15 protein-coding genes are annotated in these 19,562 nt (G+C 66.3%); 7 read left to right on the plus strand and 8 right to left on the minus strand.

Features of this window, described 5'->3' with window-relative positions:
* Positions 1-284: 284 nt before the first annotated feature.
* The gene (locus A5784_RS24080; protein ID WP_064947390.1) at positions 285-2,855 is read right to left on the minus strand and encodes a bifunctional FO biosynthesis protein CofGH; all 2,571 of its coding nucleotides are present in this window, start codon (positions 2,853-2,855) and stop codon (positions 285-287) included.
* A gap of 248 nt (positions 2,856-3,103) precedes the next feature.
* Between A5784_RS24080 and A5784_RS24085 the strand changes: the two genes are divergently transcribed.
* Positions 3,104-4,372, plus strand: a complete 1,269-nt coding sequence (locus A5784_RS24085) for a hypothetical protein (RefSeq protein WP_156750743.1) — start codon at positions 3,104-3,106, stop codon at positions 4,370-4,372.
* Position 4,373: 1 nt separating this feature from the next.
* On the opposite strand, the gene A5784_RS24090 is transcribed toward A5784_RS24085, so the two are convergent.
* Entirely contained in the window at positions 4,374-4,823 is a 450-nt protein-coding gene (locus A5784_RS24090) for a hypothetical protein (protein ID WP_064947392.1), read from the minus strand.
* 120 nt (positions 4,824-4,943) lie between these two features.
* Positions 4,944-5,810, minus strand: a complete 867-nt coding sequence (gene mshB, locus A5784_RS24095) for an N-acetyl-1-D-myo-inositol-2-amino-2-deoxy-alpha-D-glucopyranoside deacetylase (RefSeq protein ID WP_156750744.1) — start codon at positions 5,808-5,810, stop codon at positions 4,944-4,946.
* Between the two features lie 86 nt (positions 5,811-5,896).
* On the opposite strand from mshB, the gene A5784_RS24100 reads away from it, so the two are divergent.
* Together A5784_RS24100 and A5784_RS24105 are read left to right on the plus strand one after the other, a co-directional pair.
* Positions 5,897-7,132, plus strand: coding sequence for a chloride channel protein (locus A5784_RS24100; protein ID WP_064947394.1), 1,236 nt, complete (start codon positions 5,897-5,899; stop codon positions 7,130-7,132).
* Positions 7,133-7,656: 524 nt separating this feature from the next.
* Positions 7,657-8,904 carry a hypothetical protein gene (locus A5784_RS24105; protein ID WP_064947395.1) on the plus strand — a complete coding sequence of 416 codons (1,248 nt, stop codon included), beginning with the start codon at positions 7,657-7,659 and terminating at the stop codon, positions 8,902-8,904.
* 90 nt (positions 8,905-8,994) lie between these two features.
* Here the strand turns inward: A5784_RS24105 and A5784_RS24110 are convergent, their stop codons facing one another.
* Both A5784_RS24110 and typA read right to left on the minus strand, forming a co-directional pair.
* A complete protein-coding gene (locus A5784_RS24110) occupies positions 8,995-10,839 on the minus strand; it encodes an ABC transporter family substrate-binding protein (RefSeq protein WP_064947396.1) in 1,845 nt (614 codons plus the stop codon).
* A gap of 216 nt (positions 10,840-11,055) precedes the next feature.
* Positions 11,056-12,978 carry a translational GTPase TypA gene (gene typA / locus A5784_RS24115; protein ID WP_064947397.1) on the minus strand — a complete coding sequence of 641 codons (1,923 nt, stop codon included), beginning with the start codon at positions 12,976-12,978 and terminating at the stop codon, positions 11,056-11,058.
* A gap of 379 nt (positions 12,979-13,357) precedes the next feature.
* On the opposite strand from typA, the gene A5784_RS24120 reads away from it, so the two are divergent.
* From A5784_RS24120 to A5784_RS24135, 4 genes are all read left to right on the plus strand, one after another.
* On the plus strand, positions 13,358-13,621 hold the full coding sequence (locus A5784_RS24120) for a hypothetical protein (RefSeq protein WP_064947398.1): 264 nt from the start codon (positions 13,358-13,360) through the stop codon (positions 13,619-13,621).
* A gap of 118 nt (positions 13,622-13,739) precedes the next feature.
* Positions 13,740-14,888: a polyamine ABC transporter substrate-binding protein gene (locus tag A5784_RS24125; protein ID WP_064947399.1), complete on the plus strand. Its 1,149-nt coding sequence runs from the start codon at positions 13,740-13,742 to the stop codon at positions 14,886-14,888.
* Positions 14,889-14,891: 3 nt separating this feature from the next.
* The gene (locus A5784_RS24130) at positions 14,892-16,217 is read left to right on the plus strand and encodes an amidohydrolase family protein (protein ID WP_064947400.1); all 1,326 of its coding nucleotides are present in this window, start codon (positions 14,892-14,894) and stop codon (positions 16,215-16,217) included.
* A 43-nt stretch (positions 16,218-16,260) separates the two neighbouring features.
* The gene (locus A5784_RS24135) at positions 16,261-17,589 is read left to right on the plus strand and encodes a helix-turn-helix domain-containing protein (protein ID WP_232006229.1); all 1,329 of its coding nucleotides are present in this window, start codon (positions 16,261-16,263) and stop codon (positions 17,587-17,589) included.
* On the opposite strand, the gene A5784_RS24140 is transcribed toward A5784_RS24135, so the two are convergent.
* From A5784_RS24140 to narJ, 3 genes are all read right to left on the minus strand, one after another.
* A complete protein-coding gene (locus A5784_RS24140; protein ID WP_064947402.1) occupies positions 17,576-18,019 on the minus strand; it encodes a pyridoxamine 5'-phosphate oxidase family protein in 444 nt (147 codons plus the stop codon). The genes A5784_RS24135 and A5784_RS24140 overlap by 14 nt on opposite strands.
* A 165-nt stretch (positions 18,020-18,184) precedes the next feature.
* A complete protein-coding gene (gene narI, locus A5784_RS24145; protein ID WP_064947419.1) occupies positions 18,185-18,913 on the minus strand; it encodes a respiratory nitrate reductase subunit gamma in 729 nt (242 codons plus the stop codon).
* Between the two features lies 1 nt (position 18,914).
* Positions 18,915-19,559, minus strand: coding sequence for a nitrate reductase molybdenum cofactor assembly chaperone (gene narJ, locus A5784_RS24150; protein ID WP_064947403.1), 645 nt, complete (start codon positions 19,557-19,559; stop codon positions 18,915-18,917).
* Between the last annotated feature and the right edge of the window lie 3 nt (positions 19,560-19,562).

Here is a 19,562-nt window from a genome sequence, read left to right on the forward strand (position 1 = left end):
CGTCGCCGCGAAAAAATTTTCCGGCCGCCTCCCCTTGCACCGCGAACGTGCGTGTCTGTCCCTCGACACGCCGCAAAATCCCAGCATTTTGCGCACGCTCGGCAGGCTTGAGCGTGCGGATATATAGGACGACGCCGGCTTAGGGAGGTGACGCCGGGTCAGATGCCGTATCGGGCGGGGACGCCGGGTGCCTCAACGCACATTCGGCAAGCACGAGCGTGCGCTACATGTTGCCGGCGAGCGGCGTGTCGAGGGACAGACACGCACGCTCGCGGTGCAGAGAATCAGGCAGCCAGCGGTGAGTAATCGGTGGTGCGCTGGCGTGCGGGACGACCGATGCCCTCGGCGATGGCGACGAGTTCCTCGACGGTCTTGGCCGAGCCGTTCTCCGAACCGGCCATGCGAGAGATGGTCTCTTCCATCAAGGTGCCGCCGAGGTCGTTGGCGCCGCCTCGCAGCATCACCTGCGTGCGCTCGACACCGAGCTTGACCCAGCTGGTCTGGATGTGAGAGATCCTGCCGTGCAACATGATCCGCGCCAGCGCGTGCACGGCCCGGTTGTCGCGGTGGGTCGGCCCCGGCCGCGCACCACCTGCCAGATACAGCGGTGAGGACTGGTGCACGAACGGCAGCGGCACGAACTCGGTGAAGCCGCCGGTGCGGTCCTGGATACCGCGCAGCACGTTGAGGTGCCCCACCCAGTGCTTGGGGGTGTCGACGTGGCCGTACATCATCGTCGACGACGAGCGCAGCCCCACCTCGTGCGCGGTGGTCACCACATCGATCCACTCCGAGGTGGGCAGCTTGCCCTTGGTCAGCACCCAGCGCACCTCGTCGTCGAGGATCTCGGCGGCCGTGCCGGGGATGGTGTCGAGCCCGGCCTCGCGCAGGCTGATGAGCCACTCCCGCACCGACAGCCCACTGCGGGTCACGCCGTTGGCGATCTCCATCGGACTGAACGCGTGCACGTGCATGGACGGCACCCGCGCCTTGACGGCCCGCACCAGATCCGCATAGCCCGTGACGGGCAGTTCCGGATCGATGCCGCCCTGCATGCAGACCTCGGTCGCGCCGGCGACGTGCGCCTCCCAGGCCCGGTCGGCCACCTCGTCGGTCGACAACGAGTACGCGTCGGCGTCGCCCTTGCGTTGCGCGAAGGCGCAGAACCGGCAGCCGGTGTAGCAGATGTTGGTGAAGTTGATGTTGCGGTTGACGACGAACGTCACGTCCTCGCCAACGGTCTCCCGGCGAAGCGAATCGGCCAGGGCCGCAACGGCTTCCAATGCCGGCCCGTCGGCAGTCGCCAACGCGAGGTATTCGTCGTCGCTGCACCCGCCCGGGTCCCGTTCCGCAGACCGCAAGGCGGCCAGCACATCGGTGTCGATGCGCTCCGGCGCCCGCGCGGCCAGCTCGGAGATCTTCTCCCGGATCGACTCCCAGTCGCCGAACGCGCTGTCGAGATCACTGCGGGTCTCGGTGCGCCGCCCTTCCACATCGATCGCGGTGTGCAAATCGGTGCGTCCCAACGACTCCGACGCCTCATCCGGCTCCTGCCACGGCAGGCCCACCGGATTGACGTCGCGGGCCAGCCCGGTATCGGGGTCGGCCAGCGCATCGACATGCCCACGCACCCGCGGATCGATCCACGCCGCCCCGGCCTGGACGTAGGCCGGCTGCGCGGTCAGCCGCTGCACGAGGTCGTAGCCCGCTTCGGCGGTCACCGCTGCGAGATCGTCGAGCGCGGGCCAGGGCCGCTCAGGGTTGACATGATCTGGGGTCAGCGGTGACACCCCGCCCCAGTCGTCGACGCCTGCTCCGATCAGCGCCAGGCATTCATCCCTGGACACCAGGTTCGGCGGTGCCTGGATGCGCATCTTCGGGCCGAGCACCAGGCGCGTCACCGCGATGGTGGCCAGGAAATCGTCGACGCCCGCGTCGGGCGTCGACGCCATCGCGGTGTGGTCCTTGGCCCGGAAGTTCTGCACGATCACTTCCTGGACATGGCCGAATGCCTTGTGCGACTTGCGGATAGCGTGCATGGTCTCGGCACGCTCGGTGAGCGTCTCGCCGATGCCGACCAGCAGGCCGGTGGTGAACGGGATGGACAGTCGACCCGCGTCGTCGAGCGTGCGCAGCCGGACCGCCGGATCCTTGTCAGGGCTGCCGTAGTGCGCCAGCCCCTTCGTTTCGAAGAGCCGCCGCGACGTGGTCTCCAGCATCATCCCCATGGACGGGGCGACCGGCTTGAGCCGCGAAAGCTCCGACCAACTCATCACTCCGGGATTGAGGTGCGGCAGCAGGCCGGTCTCCTCCAGAACCCGGATGGCCATCGCCCGCACGTAGTCGAGCGTGGAGTCGTAGCCGCGCTCGTCAAGCCACTGGCGAGCTTCGTCCCACCGCGCCTCGGGACGATCACCGAGAGTGAAAAGTGCTTCCTTGCAGCCCAGTTCGGCCCCGCGCCGGGCGACGTCGAGGATCTCGTCGGGCTCCATGTACATGCCCATGCCCTGTGCCCGCAGCTTTCCTGGCACGGTGACAAACGTGCAGTAATGGCACGTGTCGCGGCACAGATGCGTGACAGGGATGAACACTTTGCGCGAGTAACTGACCGGCAATCGGCCGGTGGCACCACGCCGCCCCGCAGAGACCAGGCCCGCATCGCGAACTCGTGCGGCGCTCGCACACAGATCAGCCAGATCGTCACCGCGGGCCGTCATCGCGATGGCCGCCTCGTCGACATTGAGCGCGACGCCGTCGCGCGCACGACGCAACACGCGTCTCAACGCGGCCGCGCTGACGGTCGGTGGGACCACCGGGCTGGGCAGATCGGCGCCGTGCTGGGGGTTCAGAGCCACTCCCCTGTAACCCCGGCGATGTCGTCAATCATCCACGCGTCTCACATTCTGAAACCTTGGCGGCTGCCATAGAGGTCACAGTAGTACTGACCGCTGCCGCGGTGCGTTCCTGCTACCACGCAAACTACCGTCACCCCCTGCTCCGACGCGCCCGAGCGCTACGACACGCGGATATTCCAGATGTTTATTGACGGGGCGCGCGATAGGTTAAGGGCCGGGTTGGGACTGTGAACTTCCAGGGAGCTTTCATGACTGTATCTGTGCGCTCGTATCTCATCGCCGGAGCAGCCGCGGCTACCGCCACGACCATCGCGCTCACCCCGGTCCAGGTGACGCCCGCAGATATCGCAGTTCCAGCCCATCCGACATCATCGGCCCAACCGCAGTTGACGCAGGCCATGGTTGAGCTGCTGGCCGCCGCGAGCCGCATGACCGCCGCCGTGCCTACCGTGCCGAAACCTGCGCCGGTCCCGGGCAGCGGGCCGACGACGGGAGCCGCGCCCGCCCTGGCGACGCCGAATGCGGTGGTGACCCCGCAGAACGCTGCCAGCGATTTCGTCACCTCGGCATATCAGTACATCCAGTCGTGGGTCGACTGGGGCGTGAACTACGGCGTGGACATCGCGTACTGGCTCGGCGGGTGGGGCGTACCGTTCGCCGGCTTGATCGGCGCGCAGACCGACATCTTCTACTACCAATTGATCAGGCCCATCTCCAACAGCGTCGTATACAACCTCATCAATCCGGTTCTCAATGCTCCGCTGAATCTCGGAGTCTGGGCCAATGGCATCGTCGATGTCGGCTGGAGTATCGCCGCGGCAGCGTGGAACACCGTCGTCGCGGAAGCCAACTACTTCCTCGGCTGGGTGCTGCCGCCGCTGCCGCCCCTGCCCCCGGGCCTCCCGTTCGCCGCGACGGCCCAGACGACATCTCTGACAGCGACCGCACCGACGCAGACGTTGTCGACGGCGCTCGCCGGCGTGGGCGAAAGGCTGGCCAGTGCTTTCAAGGGCCTCACCGAGGGCGCCTCGCTGCTCAACGTCGCTGACGTGAAAACCAAGCCCACCGCCGACCTCACCGATACGACCGGCGCCACCGGCGATGTGAAGAACCCCGTGCAGACCGTCGTGACCGACGTCGAGACCGCCGCCTCCGGGGCTGCCGATCTGGTGAAGGACGCGACGGAGAATGTCGCCGACGCGCTGCCCGGCACGACCGCGCCGACCCAGACCGACGAGGTCACCACCGTTCCCAAGTCAGTGCAGCAGTCGCTGCAACTGCAGAAGCAGGCAACCACCGACAAGTCGGTCGGCACGTCACGTCAGACGCGCATCAACGATGTCCGCGACGGCGTCCGCAACGCCACGGAGGGCCTCAAGTCCACTGTGCAGAAGGCGACCGACGGCCTGCGTAATGCGGCGAAGGGCGCAGGCAAGACGACGACCGACACCAAGACCAAGGTGAACAAGACCGACAAGCCGTCGAAGGACAACTCGGACAACTCGGGCGGCGATTAGGTCAGCGGGTCAGCCGTCGGCGCAGCAGCAGCGCCGGCGGCAGCGCCCCGACCACCATGAACAGCAGCGCGCTGTAGGCCATGATGCCGTGGCCGGTGAAGATCACGTCCCCGCCCGGGCCGCCGAGTGTCATCACGGCGACAGTCGCCAACCACGTCAGCAGCGGCAGTGCCGCGAACCGAAACGACTGCGTGCATTGCATCGCGGCCCAGACCAGGGCGGCATTGAGCGCACCGCTGAGGAACGCACTGATGGGAAATGGCACGACGCCGAGGTAGGTCGGTAGGAACAGTCCGCCGAGGACAGCCGAGATGACGCCGTCGACGGCGAGCAGGGCTAGGACGATGCGGTCGAAGACCGGACGAGATGCCGGCGCGTCGTCGACGCGCGGTGTCGTCGTGGTCAGGTCGGAATGCTGTCGAGCAACGCGACCATCGAACCGACCACCCACTGGAAGTTGTCCGCCCGGTCCTGCCAGTGCTGCAGGTTCGGATCCAGATCGGGGTCCATGGGTTTCCCTTCGCCGCTGACTATTGCCGGATTTTTCGGAGCTTACCCCGCGTGGGCGACGCTATTCCAGAACCAACCCGGCAAGGAGATCGGTTTCCCAGCCACGGGAATCGCGGGGCCCGGCCTCGCCTGAGACCAGCAGATAGTGCTCCTCCCCGATGATCGGCAGCGCGATGTTGTTCGACAGTGCACACGCGCGGCCGTCGGGGGCGACGGTGACCTGGGTCGCGTGGGCCTGCATCGCAGCGATCTTGGCGGGCAGGTGGTCGGTGGCGTCGACGACGGCGTCGACGCGGTCGTCGGGATATCCGAACGGCACATCCTCGATGGCGACTCTGATCCAGCCCTCGGGCAATTCGGACAGCGCACCCAAACCGGCACCCATCGCGCTGGTCGCGGTCACTGTCCAGTAGAACTTCGGCACTGTCCAGCCGTTGTCGGCCGCGGCAGCGACCGCGGCCGTGGTGACCCGGTGAGTCTGGATGTGGTCGGGGTGGCCGTAGCCGCCCTCGGGGTCGTAGGTGACGACGACGTGCGGGCGCATCTCGCATATGACGGCGGCGAGCTCGCCGACCGCCTCGTCCATGTCTGCGTCGACCCAACGCTGGCGCCCCTGGGCGTGGTGGGTGCCCATGCCGGAGTCGCGCCAGCGACCCGGACCTCCCAGGTAATGCGGAGCGCCCAGCCCGAGCGCCCCCAGCGCACGGGTGAGTTCGCTGATGCGATAGCCGCCGAGTTGGTCGGCGTGGTCCACGGACAGCAGGGCGTACCGTTCGCCGATCACTTCGCCTTCTTCGCCCAACGTGCACGTGACGACGCGGACATCCGCACCTTGCGCGACGTAGTGGGCGATAGTGGCGCCGGTAGTGAGGGTTTCGTCGTCCGGGTGGGCATGGACGAACAGCAGGCGGGGCGTTTCGTTGGGCATCGACCGCGACAGTAGTCCGGTCGCCACCTGGTCGGCCACACTCACTCGGCTCTCACGACGACGCCGGTTCCCCTACATTCACCAAGGTGGATCGGCGGAACCTCGAGTTCGGTTGCGGCATCGTGGTGGTCGGGTTGATGGCCGGGCTCGCGGGTGTCGCGACGACGCTGCTGTTGCACGCCGTCGAGCATCTGACCTACCACTATTCGTTCGGTTCGCTGCTGGAAGGGGTCGCCGGTGCCAGCCCAGTGCGGCGCGCGGTCGGACCGATGATCGGCGGGGCCTTGGCCGGCTTCGGCTGGTGGATGCTGCGCCGCCGGGTCGAAGTGCCCGGTTTGTCAGCGGCGATCGCCAACCGTGGCCCCTTACCGCGGCGCCCGTTGACTCTCGACGCCGGACTGCAGGTGCTTCTCGTGGGCTCTGGCGCGTCGCTCGGGCGCGAAGGAGCTCCGCGTCAATTTGCCGCCGTGCTGGGCGATTTCGGGACGTCGCGATGGGCGCTGACGCCACGCGACCGCGAGATCCTGCTGGCGTGCGCCGCGGGCGCGGGGCTCGCGGCGGTCTACAGCGTGCCGGTGGGCGGCGCGCTCTTCGCGGTCCGCATCATGCTCAAGACATGGCATCCGCGGGCCGTCGGCGCCGCGTTGATCACGTCCAGTCTGGCGGTCGCCGTCGCGAGTCCGGTCACTCACGCCGCGGCGCCCCTCGACTGGCCCAACCCCCAACTGTCTTATCTGCTCACGGGTTTCGCGTTGCTCTTGGCGCCGTTGAGTTTCGGAGCCGGGCTGGCCTTCAACCGCATCATGGAGCTGGCCCGGCCCGCCAGGACTCCGTCTTCATGGTTGTTGATCCCGGCGATCGCCGCGGCCGGGCTGCTGATCGGGATCTGCTCGATCCGGTGGCCCGAACTTCCCGGCAACGGTAAGAGCATCCTCACCGTCAGCCTTGACAGCGGCATGACGCTGGCCGCGGCAGCCATGATCTTTCTGCTCAAGCCGATCCTCACCGCGGTCTTCCTGCGAGCCGGAGCCGTGGGCGGCATGCTGACACCCGCGCTGGCCACCGGGTCGGCGCTGGGATCGATTGTGGCACTGTCGATCAACACCTGGACCGAGCACCCGGTCAGTGTCGCGGCGGTGTCGTTGACATGCGCGGCCGGCGTGCTGGCCATCACGCAGCGCGCACCGGTGTGGGCGGCATTGTTCGTCTGGGAACTGGCCCGGCCACCGTGGTGGGTGTTGTTGCCGTTCCTTGTCGCGGCCACTGCCGCGCACGGGCTGCGGGTGCTGAGCGAGCGGCGAAACCCGGCGCCGGCCAAGTAGTTCCGTCACCGCACGCGATCGAGGCCGGTCCGCCAAAGTGGCGGCTCCCGACAACTGGTTGCGACGGGAATCACCCAGCAAACACTCCTCGGATGCGGTCACACGCCGTGGCGCAGGCGTGACACCGCGCGAGAGATGCACAGACAGGCTATATAGAGAACCTTCGCAATCAGGCGGCCGTCCGCGGCCTGTCCGCAAAGCACCATTTCGCGCCGGGTCGATGGAAATCCGCTGCACCGGGCTCCGATCACAGTTTTCGAGTTAACACGCTGCAGACGCTGACACTTGTTTGCGCAACATGAATGCTTCAATGCAAATTTTTGCATCAACACATTGTGGCAAATCCGGGTAGACGTGCTTACGTCTACGTCAAAACTGTGTATGAGCAGCTAGTTTTGACAGCAGTGCCGACAAGTTGCCAGCGATTTACTGATGAATGCAAACTTTTGAAAAGCGCTGATTCATTATCTTACTCTCAGGTAGCTTTTGCCTTGCCGGGGGTACATCGAGGGTAAGGAGAACCTATGCAAGTCGCTGCACGGTCAAATTCCGCACGGTCCTATCTGGCGGCGGGCGTGGCACTGGTGGGCGCGGGCGCTATCGCGGTCAGCCCCGTCGCTCCGCCGCTGCCAGATGTTCACGTGCCGGCGGTCTCGACGGCATCGGTGAACCTCTCCGCAGCCGTCGACCCGTTCGAGGCGTACGTCCAGCTAATCACCAACACCGTCAACAACGTCGGGACGCTCATCGGCACGGAAATCGCCGACCCGTTCCCGATTCTGCAACAGATCGTCGCCAACCAGATCACCAGCGGCCAAGGGGTTTTCGCGGGGCTGCAGCAGGCGGGCGAGGCTCTCGGGCAGCAACTGGACCCGTCAAATCCGTACGGCATCCCGGCCCAGCTCCAACTGGCGTTCACTCAGCTCTTCGCCGGTGACATCAACGGTGCTGTCGGTACCGCGTGGAGTGCCCTGCTCAGCCCGGTTCTGGTGGCAGGCCTGCCGCTGCTGGAGCCGATCACCAACGCCGTCAAGCAGCCTGTGCAGAATCTGCTCAATGTCATCAATGATCCACTGGCCGTGCTCATTCCGGTGCTGGGCGCACTCAACACCGTGTATCCTGCGGTGCTGGTGAGCGGCAACGTCGGCCAGAACATGGTCGACGCGATCAAGGCCGGCGACCCGCTCGGCTTCGTCAACGCGGTGATTGCCGGGCCCGGTCAGATCGCCGATGCGTTCCTCAACGGAGCCGAGGCCGCGGGCGGCGGTGGGTTGCTCGGACCGAGCCTCGGATTGCTCTCCGCGCTGCGGCAGGCCCGTGATGCCATCGCCAAGGACATCGCGCCGCCTGCCGCATTGACCGCCGCCGTGGCACAGTTGAGCGCAGCACCCAAGGCTCCGGCCAAGGTTGTCACGCTCGACGTCGCACCGGCCCCGGCAGAGCAGACCAGCACGGCGCCAACGGAATCCACTCCATCGGGATCTGCCGCCGCGGGGTCTGCAGTGACCGATTCGCCGGCCGGTAATGGCGCCAAGACCGCGTCGAGCGACAAGGCGGCCAGCACCGCCACGCCAACCCGTGCCAACCGGCTCAAGCAGACTCAGGATGGGGTCAAGGGCGCCGTCAAGAACATCACCGACGGGCTGAAGAAGGCCGGTGAGGGATTGACCGGCAAGAAGACCGCATCCAAGAGCGGTGGCCAGAGCAATTCGACGGGTTCCGGCGAGGGCGGCAACTCGTCGGGCGGTTCAGGTTCGCACAACGCAGCCTGACCGTCACCTATCGGGTGGGCCTTCTCGTCACGACGAGGGGGCCCACCCCTATTTCGGCACCAAGGGCACTCGGCCGCCCCGGGAGCGCCGCTACTTCGTTTTCATCCAACTGCCGGCATCGCCCACGATGCCCACGGGCACCGCGCCGGACAAACTGACGTTCTGCACACTGGGGCCCGCTGCCACGATCGTGGTGTCCTGCAGAATCGGCAATACGGTCGACATGTTCCACAGCCGGGGCTCCACGGCCTGGATCACGTCGGCAATGTTCTCGCTACCGTCAAGTGCCGCATCGATTTTCGGCTGGATACTGCGATCGCAGATGCCGGTGATGTTGCTGGGTGCCTGCACCAGATCACCGGAGCCCGGCGCCGGAATCGTCGGCGGTGGCGTTGCGGTGGTCGCGGTGGCCGGCGGCGGAGGGGTCGTCGTCTTCGATGACGGCGACGACGGCGGCGCCGGTGGTCCGGGCACGGCCGTCGAGACCGAGGTGGCCTCCAGCGCACGGCACCCGTACCTCGACGCGAGTGACGTCGCCAGGTCTCCCCCGGCCTGATGCCAACCGACGATGGCGTCGACGCGATTGGTGGTCGACGCGTCACCGTAGAGGGCCACCGGATCCAGAGCCAACACCGAGGCTTCGATGCCGACGTTGCGCAACTGGTCGGCCGCGGTGTTGGCCACGGCCACCGACGTCGGGTCGTTCGAGGCGACACCGAGCACCATGGACAACGGCACCCCGTCCTTGGTGATGCGTTGACGGCCATTGTCCGGCACCGGATTTCCCGGCGTTGGGGGTGCGGCAGGCTCGATCTGATAGCCCGCACCCCGCAGCAGCTCCAGCGCAGCGTCACGGCCCATGGCCGGTGGCGCGGTCGGCACGTAGCCGGGGTCCGACGGCGAACGCACCTGGGCCTGGGCGAGTGTCACGGTGTTGTCGTCACCGGCGCCGACCGAGGCCAGCAGATCGACGTCGATGAGGCTCAGGATGGCCTTGCGCACCTGGGTGTCGGCGAGTTTCGGCTGCTGCGCGCGCAGCGAGAGTTGCAGCACCCGAGGCGTGACGATCCGCGCGGTGCGCACATCCGGGATGGCACTGAGCTGCGCGAAAGTGGCTGCGCCACCGTGCACTTGGGCCACCTGGGTGTCGCCGTTACGAATCGAGTCGGCCAGCGCCGCAGGGGCGCCGCCACGGCGGAACAACACCAGGTCGGGCTTGGCGGGCACGCTCCAGAATCGGTCGTTGCGGGCGAGCAGGATCTCGTCGCGCTGCGGGTCGATGCTCTCCACCCGGAACTGTCCGCCCGTGACCGGCATGGCCCGGGCCAGCCCGGCGCCGAATCCGCCGGGCACATCCTTGACGATGTGGGCGGGCAGGATGTCGTTGAACAACTCGCGCCATGCCGGATACGGCTGCGAGAAGGTCACCACGACCTGCTTGCCACCGTCGACCGACTGGACTCCGGTGATCAGGTCGTAGCCGGCCGGGTCGACGACACCGGGCTGCCCGACCATCTGTCGCCACAGATACCAGTAGTCGTCCGCGGCGATCGGCGCGTTGTCGGTCCACTGCGCCTCGGGCTTGATCTTGTAGGTGACCGTGAAGGGGCTCTGGCTCGTCACCTCCGCCGATTCCAGCAGTGTCGTGTCGAGTTCCCAACGCGAACCGGTCGGCGACTTGGGGTCGGGTACGGGCCGAAACGAGCTGGGCAACACCAGCGCGGCGATCGCGGCGTTCACGGGCGACTGATCGGACAGTAGATGGGGGTTGAAGCCGGGGCCGATCGAGTCGATCGCCATGATCACCTGCATCGCCTTGGCCGGCGGCGGTGGCGTGACCTGTGTGGTTTCGGTGCTCTGCGGCGCGGGCGGCGGACTGACCGTACAGGCGCTGAGCAGCAGAGACGGTACCGAAACGAGCACGCCGACGGTCATTCGGGCACGGCGGGAGGGTGACGGCACGCCACTCAGGGTATCGACCGCTACCGGCGTTCCGGTGTTGCGCACCGCACGAGAAGCTCGCCGAAGCTTGCGCACGTTCCTCCCCCAAGACCAGTAACGGCCGACAAGTCGCGGTCTTCCGCCGAGTGGCCACCTGCTACACGGCACACTCGAAAAACGTGTGCAGAACTGGCCACTCGGCGCGAACTGTTAGGCCCTGGAACCCTGTTCCGCCTTGGCCCGCGCCTTGGCCCGGGCGCGCAGGCTCGCCGTGAGCTCGACCTTGCGCACGCGCACGATCTCGGGCGTCACCTCGACACACTCGTCGGCCGCGCAGAACTCCATCGCCTGCTCCAGGTCCAGCACCAGCGGCCGGGCCAGGGTCTCCATCACGTCGGCGGTGGACGACCGCATGTTGGTCAGCTTCTTCTCACGGGTGATGTTGATGTCGAGGTCCTCGGCACGCGGGTTGATCCCGACCACCTGGCCCTCGTAGGTGTCCTCACCCGGTTCGACGAAGAACTGTCCACGGTCGGAGAGCTGGATCATCGCGAACGGGGTGATCGAGCCGCTGCGGTCGCTGACCAGCGAGCCGGTGTGCCGGGCCCGGATCTCCCCGGCCCACGGCCGGTAGCCGTCGAACACCGCGTTGGCGATGCCGGTGCCACGAGTCTCGGTGAGGAAGTCGGTACGGAAGCCGATCAGCCCACGGCTGGGGACGATGAAGTCCATCCGGACCCATCCCGCGGCGTGGTTGGTCATCTCCTCCATGCGGCCCTTGCGGGCGGCCATCAGCTGGGTGATGGCGCCGACGAACTCTTCCGGGCAGTCGATGGTCAACGCCTCGTACGGCTCGTGCAGCTTGCCGTCGACGTTCTTGGTCACCACCTGCGGCTTGCCGACGGTCAGCTCGAACCCTTCGCGGCGCATCTGCTCGACGAGGATGGCCAGCGCCAGCTCACCGCGGCCCTGCACCTCCCAGGCGTCGGGCCTGCCGATGTCGACGACCCGGATCGACACGTTGCCGACCAGTTCCTGGTCGAGCCGGTTCTTCACCATGCGGGCGGTCAACTTGTGCCCGGACACCCTGCCGGCCAGCGGCGACGTGTTGGTGCCGATGGTCACCGAGATCGCGGGCTCGTCGACGGTGATCCGGGGCAGGGCATGCGCGTGGTCGGGGTCGGCGAGGGTGTCACCGATCATGATCTCGGGGATGCCCGCGACCGCGACGATGTCGCCGGCCACAGCCTCCTCGGTCGGGGTGCGGTCCACCCCCTCGGTGGCCAGCAGCTCGGTGATCTTGGCGCTGGTGATCACCGGCGTTCCGTCGACCTCACGCATCCAGGCCACCTGCTGGCCCTTCTTGAGCCGGCCGTTGTAGATGCGGATCAGCGCGAGCCGGCCCAGGAACGCCGACGCGTCAAGGTTGGTGACCAGCGCCTGCAGCGGCGCCTCCGGATCACCCGACGGCGGCGGGATGTGCTCCATCAGCACGTCGAACAGCGGATCGAGGTTCTCCCCATCGGGATTCTCGCCATCGGCGGGCTGCGTCGTCGAGGCGATGCCCGCCCGGCCCGATGCGTACAGCGTGGGCAGGTCCAGGGCTTTCTCGGCGGATGCCTGGGCTTCCTCGTCGAGGTCGGAGGCGACGTCGAGCAGCAGATCGTGGCTCTCCTCGACGACGGCGGAGATCCGGGCGTCGGGGCGGTCGGTCTTGTTGACCACCAGAATCACCGGCAGGTGCGCGGACAGTGCCTTGCGCAGCACGAAGCGGGTCTGCGGCAGCGGCCCTTCCGAGGCGTCGACCAGCAGTACCACGCCGTCCACCATGGACAGCCCACGTTCGACCTCGCCGCCGAAGTCGGCGTGGCCCGGGGTGTCGATGACGTTGATCACCGTCATGGTGCCGTCCGGGTGGTGCCGGTGCACCGCGGTGTTCTTGGCCAAGATGGTGATGCCTTTTTCTTTCTCCAGGTCACCGGAGTCCATCAGGCGTTCAACGGCGTCGTCGCCGCGGTGCGTCAAGGCACCCGACTGCCGCAGCATCGCGTCGACTAGGGTCGTCTTGCCGTGGTCGACGTGTGCGACGATGGCGACGTTTCTGAAACTGGGCCGTGAATCCACACCGCACATTCTCGCAGTTCGGCCGTTCGATCACGAAAACGAGAGAGCCCCGTCACGTTCTGCGCACGCGAGGAGCGATCGGTCTTCTGCGCACGCGAGGAGCGATCGGTCTTCTGCGCACGCGAGGAGCGATCAGTCTTCTGCGCACGCGAGGAGCGATCAGATTGAAGTCCGCCAAGATCGCGGGTCTTAAGCCCAAGAAGAAGTGCTGCCGGAGCAAGCCGCGCTGCAAACGCTGCCCGCTCGTGCTGCACAAGGTCCGTAAAGCCGAGCACGCTGGATTGCGCGGTAAAGAACTGGACAAGGTCTTCACAAGAGCCAGAAAAGCGTAAGCATCGCGAGCTACCTTTGAGGTATCCCTACGGGATCGTGATCGGAGGTACCCGTCATGGAGATCTACGAAGTGCTCACCATCGCACTGATCATGGTGCTGGCGGCGGGAACGACAGTTGCCATCTATCTGGGATTGGCGAACTGGGTAGGAGCTTGCTACGTCGTCCGGTGCAGCGAGTGCCATCACCTGACGTTTGCCTCGGTGAATCAGCCGCAAGCGTCTTGTGCGCACTGCCGGCACCCGATGATGCTGCATCCGCTCTACACCACGCAGCATCCCGGGATGGTGCGGGTGGTCGGCGACCGCCTGCGTTACTAGACCCTGCTCTGCCTGATCCGGCTCTGGGCGTACCAGCCGTGAGATCCAGCGTGATCGTCATGTCGGTACAGCCCTTTCGACATGTCGCCGCGATGGGTCGCGGACCAGTCTTGGGGGCATGACAACCTCGCGCAGGCGGTTCCTGCTCGGCGGCAGCGTGGCAGCAGCTGCCCTCGCCTTCGGTCCGACGATGTTGAGCGCCTGCGGATCCAACTCCGCCCCGCAGAGCGGGGGTACGTCCGCCGCTCCGGATGACGGTGCACCCGCCTCCGGGACGCTGCGGGTTTCGAACTGGCCGCTCTACATCGCCGACGGATTTGTTGCCGCGTTCCAGCAGGCCACCGGACTGAAGGTGGATTACAAAGAGGACTACAACGACGACGAGGAATGGTTCGCCAAGAACAAGGAGCCACTGTCGCACCGACAGGACATCGGCTGCGACCTGGTGATCCCGTCGGAGACCATCGACGCCCGGCTGATGCGGCTGGGCTGGCTCAACGAGATCCGCCCGGAACGCTGGCCCAACAAGGCCAACCTGCAACCGGCACTGTTGAACGCCGCGATCGACCCCGGGCGCAGGTACACCGCGCCGTACATGTCGGGCATGGTGGTGCTGGCCTACAACCGTAAGACGACGGGCCGTGACATCACCAAGGTCGATGACCTGTGGGACCCGAAATTCGCAGGCAAGGTGAGCATGCTCGCCGACGCCCAGGACGGGCTGGGGATGATCATGCTGGCACAGGGCAGTTCACCGGCCGACCCGACGTCGGCTTCCGTCGCCAAAGCGATCGATCTGGTGCGGGAGCAGAAGGACAGGGGACAACTCCGCCGGTTCACCGGCAACGACTACTCCAACGATCTCGCGGCAGGCAATCTTGCTGTGGCTCAGGCATATTCGGGCGATGTCGTGCAGTTACAGGCCGACAACCCCGACCTGAAGTTCGTGATTCCCGAGGCCGGCGGAACCATGACCTTGCAGAGCATGGTGATTCCCTACACCACGCAGAACCAGAAGGCGGCCGAAGCGTGGATCGACTACGTATACGACCGCGCCAACTACGCCAAACTGGTCGCGTTCACCCGCTACATCCCGGTGCTGACCGATATGACTGACGCGCTGAACAAGGTCGACCCCACCGCGGCGTCCAATCCGCTGATCAACCCGCCCGCCGAGGTGCTGGCCCGGGTGAAGCAGTGGCCGGCGCTGACCGACGAACAGTCCAAGGAGTACACCTCCGCGTACGCGGCCGTGACCGGGAGCTGACCAATGCTCAGTATCGGCAACAGGTTTGCGTTGCTGTCGGTCTCGGTGATCGACGGCCGTGGCGGAGCGCCACTGGATGATCACGCCGTACTGGTGGCCGACGGGCGCATCGAGGCGGTGACACCGATGGCGCACTACCGGCGGACCGCCGATATCCAAGAGGTTCCGCTGGACGGGCACTACGTCATGCCCGGCCTGATCGACGCGCACGTCCACCTTGCCGGCGGCCGGGCCGATATCACCGATCAGGAGATGGGCGTCATCGCCGAACCGAAACTGATGCGGGCCGTGCGCTCGGTGTACGAGGCGCAGAAGATCCTCAAACGCGGCTTCACCACGGTGCGCGACGTGTCGTGGAACGGCCTGTATCTCAAACGGCTGTTCCGCGAAGGCGGCATCCCGGGGCCCAAGGTGGTGGCCTGCGGGCCAGGACTGACCCGCACCGGAGGGCACGCCGACCTGCACCAGTTCCCGGCCGAGTTCGTGCAGGACCATGGGGTGTTCGGCATCCTGGCCGACGGCCGCGACGAGATCGTCAAGGCCGTGCGATTCGTCCTGCGCGAGGGCGCCGACGCGGTGAAGATCTTCGCCAGCGGTGGCGACAACTGGCCGCACGATCGCAATGACGACGTGCACTACTCGCTCGACGAGGTGCGCGCGTGTGTGGAGGAGGCCCACCGCCAGCGCGGCACCATCGTCATGTGTCACGCCGAGAACCGTGCCGCGATCGAACTGGCCGTCGACGCGGGCTGCGACACCATCGAACACGGTGAGGATATCGACAAGCCGCTGGCTACGAAGATGGCTGAGCGCGGGACGATTCTGGTCCCGACATTGCAGCTGATCGTCAACTGGCACAGGGATTTCATGCCGACAGAGCCGGGTGGGCGCAACCAGACCCGGCCCGACGCGTTCCTGTACCGCGACGCACTGCAACCCCACGACCACACGTTCGCCGACCGCTACAGCGATCAGGCGGTACGCAGTTTCCAGACCGCCAAGGCGATGGGCGTGAAAATCGCATTGGGTTCCGACACCGTGTACGAGCCACTGACCACCTACGGCGAATACAGCGCGCTGGAGCTCGCGGCCATGGTGCAGTACGGCATGACACCGTCCGAGGCGATCTCGGCGGCCACCATGACCGGCGCCGAAGCGGTCGGGCTGTCGCACGTGCTGGGCACCGTGGAACCCGGGAAGCTGGCCGATCTGCTGGTGCTGCGCAAGGATCCGACCGTCGACCCGATGGTCGTCCACGACGTCGCCAACCTGTACCTGACCTTCTGCGACGGCCGGCTCACCGTGCAGGACGGCGTCTTCATGTGGTGACGGTCTACGCTGGGCGCACTCGTGGGAGGCGCCTGGCGTGGACATGTTCGAAGCACTCGTCGATTTCGGTCCGTCGGTGCCGGTGCGCACGCAGGTGATGTCGATCCGGCGCACCAAACTGCACCGGCACGCGAACGCGCTGGAAGTCGTCTACGTGCTGGCGGGTGAACTGCACGTCAAGGTCAGCTGCGAGGAGTTCGACCTGCGTGCCGGCGATTTCGTGGTACTCAACCGCGGTGACCCGCACCAACTGATCGGCCGGGAGGACGGTGCGGTCACCGCGATCGTGCACATCGATCCGGCGGCGTACCGAAGCGTCGACGCGGGCGCCGAACACCTCATCTTCGCGTGCGAATCCTTCGATCTGGCCCGCCACCGCGGTCAGGAGGCGATGCTGCGCGGTCTGCTCCTCGACCTCATCGACGGTAAGTCCGACGGCGTGCGCCGGGCCGGTGAACTGATGGAGTTGCTCTGCGCCGGATACTCATTGGAGAACTACTACAACCGCACCGCCACACTGTCCTCGGCGCAGCGCGAACGGTTCCGTGCCATGCTGCGGTTCCTCCGCGAACATGCCGCACAACGAGACGTGCTGGGGCTGCTGGCCGACGACCAGCATTACTCCAAGTCGTATGTCTCGCATTACTTCAAAGAAGCTTCCGGGATCAGGTTCAGCGATCTGCTCGGCTACCTCAGGGTGGCTGAAGCCGAAAACCTGCTGCTGGCAACCGATGCCACCATGCTGGAGATCTCCGCCAAGTGCGGGTTCTCCGACGCAAAGTACTTCACCCGAACCTTCGTAGACTGGTTTCACCTCTCGCCGGCGGACTATCGCCGCCGCTATCAACCAGATACTTTGTGTGACAGTATTTTCGACGTCGTCGACAGGTCGACGACGGATACGTTGGTGCGCCGACAACGCCAGCAGGTGGCCTCGCCCGCCACCGACGGTCCACGGCTCAGCGTCACTCCCCTGTTGCTGAAGAACCTGGGCTCACGACTCGACGCGTTCACCGCGGGGGGCAACGCAGCCGTGGCCACCCAACCTGCGCCCCGCAGGCCCGACAACCCGACGCACCTCGTGCCGATTCGCGTCACCAGAGCGGATCTCGACGAGGGCTTCCTGATTGAAGGGCTCGCGTCGTTCCGGCAACTCGCTGGGCAACCCTGCCTGGTACTCGAGTACAGCTCCGTTCCGGCTACGCAGGAGTTGCTCGCGATGATCCTGAAACGTCTCGACGCCGCCTCCGCCGGGTGTCCGCCGATCTGGCTGACCTACAGCACATTTCATGACCGCGCCGGTGTCGACGAAGTGGTCGCCACGATACGCGCCGAGCACGGTGTCACGGTTCAGCCGATCATGATGCCGTGACGGCACCCTGATAGTGCGGTACGGCGCGGCTGCGGAACTGCCGACCGGTCACCTTCTCGGTCGCGATGCGGACGAAATGCTCACGCCGACCCTCAACCCATGGCTGCACGAAAGTCCCTGCCACGGCGACGAGTTCGTCCACATCGGTGATCGGTTCGGCATGGCCGACGACGGTCACGCTCCAGCCGTTGTGAAGGTCTGGGTCGAGGTCGTCGGCTTCAAACGCCACCACCTGATGATTGGTCGCGGCGGCCAGCTTGGCTCCGCCGGCCACCCGGATCACCACCTGGTCGCGCCATATCCGGTAATTGACCGGTTGCACGGCGGGCAGAGCGTCCTCGGTGAACACCAACCGGCCCACCCGCGGGCCCTGCAGTAGATCCAGGCACTGTCGACGGGTCAGGACATCGAGTTCCGATCCCTTGGTCATGCTGATCAACCTCCTCATACGAGTTCGAGCGTTCCCACGGGCGTGTGGTCGAGGAATCCCGCGTCCAGTGCCGTCAACTGCTCTACGCGACTACTGTGCGCCTGCGACCACCGGCTCAGACAGTGCCGAAAGTCCCTAGTTCCCGTGGGTCACCAACCGCGTGGGTCACCAACCGCGCCGGTGCGGCTGCGAGCCGACCAGTTCGCTCTTGGCTGCGACGTCACGGCTGCGGTAGACGATGTAGGGCCGGAACAGGTATCCGATCGGGGCGCTGAACACGTGCACCAAGCGTGTGAACGGCCACAGGCAGAACAACACGAGCGCGATCATGACGTGAACGTGGAAGTACACCGGCGCCTGCACCATCAGGTCGCCGCGGGGCTGCAGGATCCAGATGGAACGAAACCACGGGGATACGGTTTCGCGGTAGTCGTGCTCGGTGCCTGCCGGGGTCGCTCCGATGAAGGTGCAGCCGCACCCCGCGACGATCGCTGAGACCAGCACCAGGTACATGACCTTGTCGTTGACGGTGGTGGCCATGAACACCGGCCCGGTGGACCGCCTCCGGTAGATCAACAGCGCGATGCCGACCAGCGTCGCGATGCCTGCAACGCCGCCCAGGACGACGGCCTGCAGGTGATAGGCATGCTCACCGAGGATCGCGTTCATCCATGACTTGGGGATGACCAGACCCACGACGTGCCCGACGACCACCACCAGGATGCCGAAGTGGAACATCGGGCTCGCGATCCGCAGCAGCCGAGACTCATACAGCTGCGACGACCGCGTCGTCCAACCGAACTTGTCGTAGCGGTACCGCCACCAGGTGCCGATGCCGACGATCGCCAGCGTCACGTACGGCACCACGTCCCAGAAGATCTCCCACCCTGCCACCTCAGACACCTCCTTGAACTCTGCGCGGCGGAACCGTCAGTTGAAACGGTTGCAAACCAACGGCTTCGGCAGGCGGCCCCGCCTGCAACAGTCGCGTTGTCTGCCCGGGCACCACCGGCGGCAGCGTCGCGCACACCGCGCCGACCGCGGGCGCGTACATCGACGCCCGATCGGTGAGCGCCTGCCGCAGGACGTCGATCGGACCCCGGTGCTCGGCGAGCAGGCGCCGCCCGGCGCGGGGGTCCACGGTCGCGGCGAACTCCAGCACCACCGGAAGATGGTCGGGTGCTTCACCTTTCGGGGGTGTTGTACCGGCGGACCGGTATGCGTCGGCGAACGCCAGCATCTGCACGCCACGGTTGCGGGTGTCTCCCGCCGTCCAGTACGTCAACAACAGGGTGCACTTCTTGCGCATGTCGAACGTCTCGACGTACTCGGCCGCGACGGCCATGTCGTCGCGCGCGCGCACCTGCGCGAGAGTGCGAGCCAGCGCCTCGCCGGCGGCGACCGTGACGTGGCAGAGCAACGCATCGACAGTCTCGAGACGATCGCGGTGTCCATGGTCTGGGTAGGCGAGCAACAGCGAGGCGCACTGCCACACCAGGCGATCCTGTAAGTCGTCGTCACCGCGGTGACGCAATCTCATATG

Origin of the sequence: Mycobacterium sp. 852013-50091_SCH5140682 (assembly GCF_001665685.1) — a bacterium.
In the GTDB taxonomy this organism is placed as follows: Bacteria; Actinomycetota; Actinomycetes; order Mycobacteriales; family Mycobacteriaceae; genus Mycobacterium.

Bases quoted from the DNA above. Each gene is read 5' to 3' on its own strand.
- A5784_RS24085 (WP_156750743.1), top strand. From the start codon at position 3,104: ATGACTGTATCTGTGCGCTCGTATCTCATCGCCGGAGCAGCCGCGGCT.
- mshB (WP_156750744.1), bottom strand. From the start codon at position 5,810: ATGCCCAACGAAACGCCCCGCCTGCTGTTCGTCCATGCCCACCCGGAC.
- A5784_RS24105 (WP_064947395.1), top strand. From the start codon at position 7,657: ATGCAAGTCGCTGCACGGTCAAATTCCGCACGGTCCTATCTGGCGGCG.
- A5784_RS24110 (WP_064947396.1), bottom strand. From the start codon at position 10,839: ATGACCGTCGGCGTGCTCGTTTCGGTACCGTCTCTGCTGCTCAGCGCC.
- typA (WP_064947397.1), bottom strand. From the start codon at position 12,978: ATGTGCGGTGTGGATTCACGGCCCAGTTTCAGAAACGTCGCCATCGTC.
- A5784_RS24120 (WP_064947398.1), top strand. From the start codon at position 13,358: ATGGAGATCTACGAAGTGCTCACCATCGCACTGATCATGGTGCTGGCG.
- A5784_RS24125 (WP_064947399.1), top strand. From the start codon at position 13,740: ATGACAACCTCGCGCAGGCGGTTCCTGCTCGGCGGCAGCGTGGCAGCA.
- A5784_RS24130 (WP_064947400.1), top strand. From the start codon at position 14,892: ATGCTCAGTATCGGCAACAGGTTTGCGTTGCTGTCGGTCTCGGTGATC.
- A5784_RS24135 (WP_232006229.1), top strand. From the start codon at position 16,261: ATGTTCGAAGCACTCGTCGATTTCGGTCCGTCGGTGCCGGTGCGCACG.
- A5784_RS24140 (WP_064947402.1), bottom strand. From the start codon at position 18,019: ATGACCAAGGGATCGGAACTCGATGTCCTGACCCGTCGACAGTGCCTG.
- narJ (WP_064947403.1), bottom strand. From the start codon at position 19,559: ATGAGATTGCGTCACCGCGGTGACGACGACTTACAGGATCGCCTGGTG.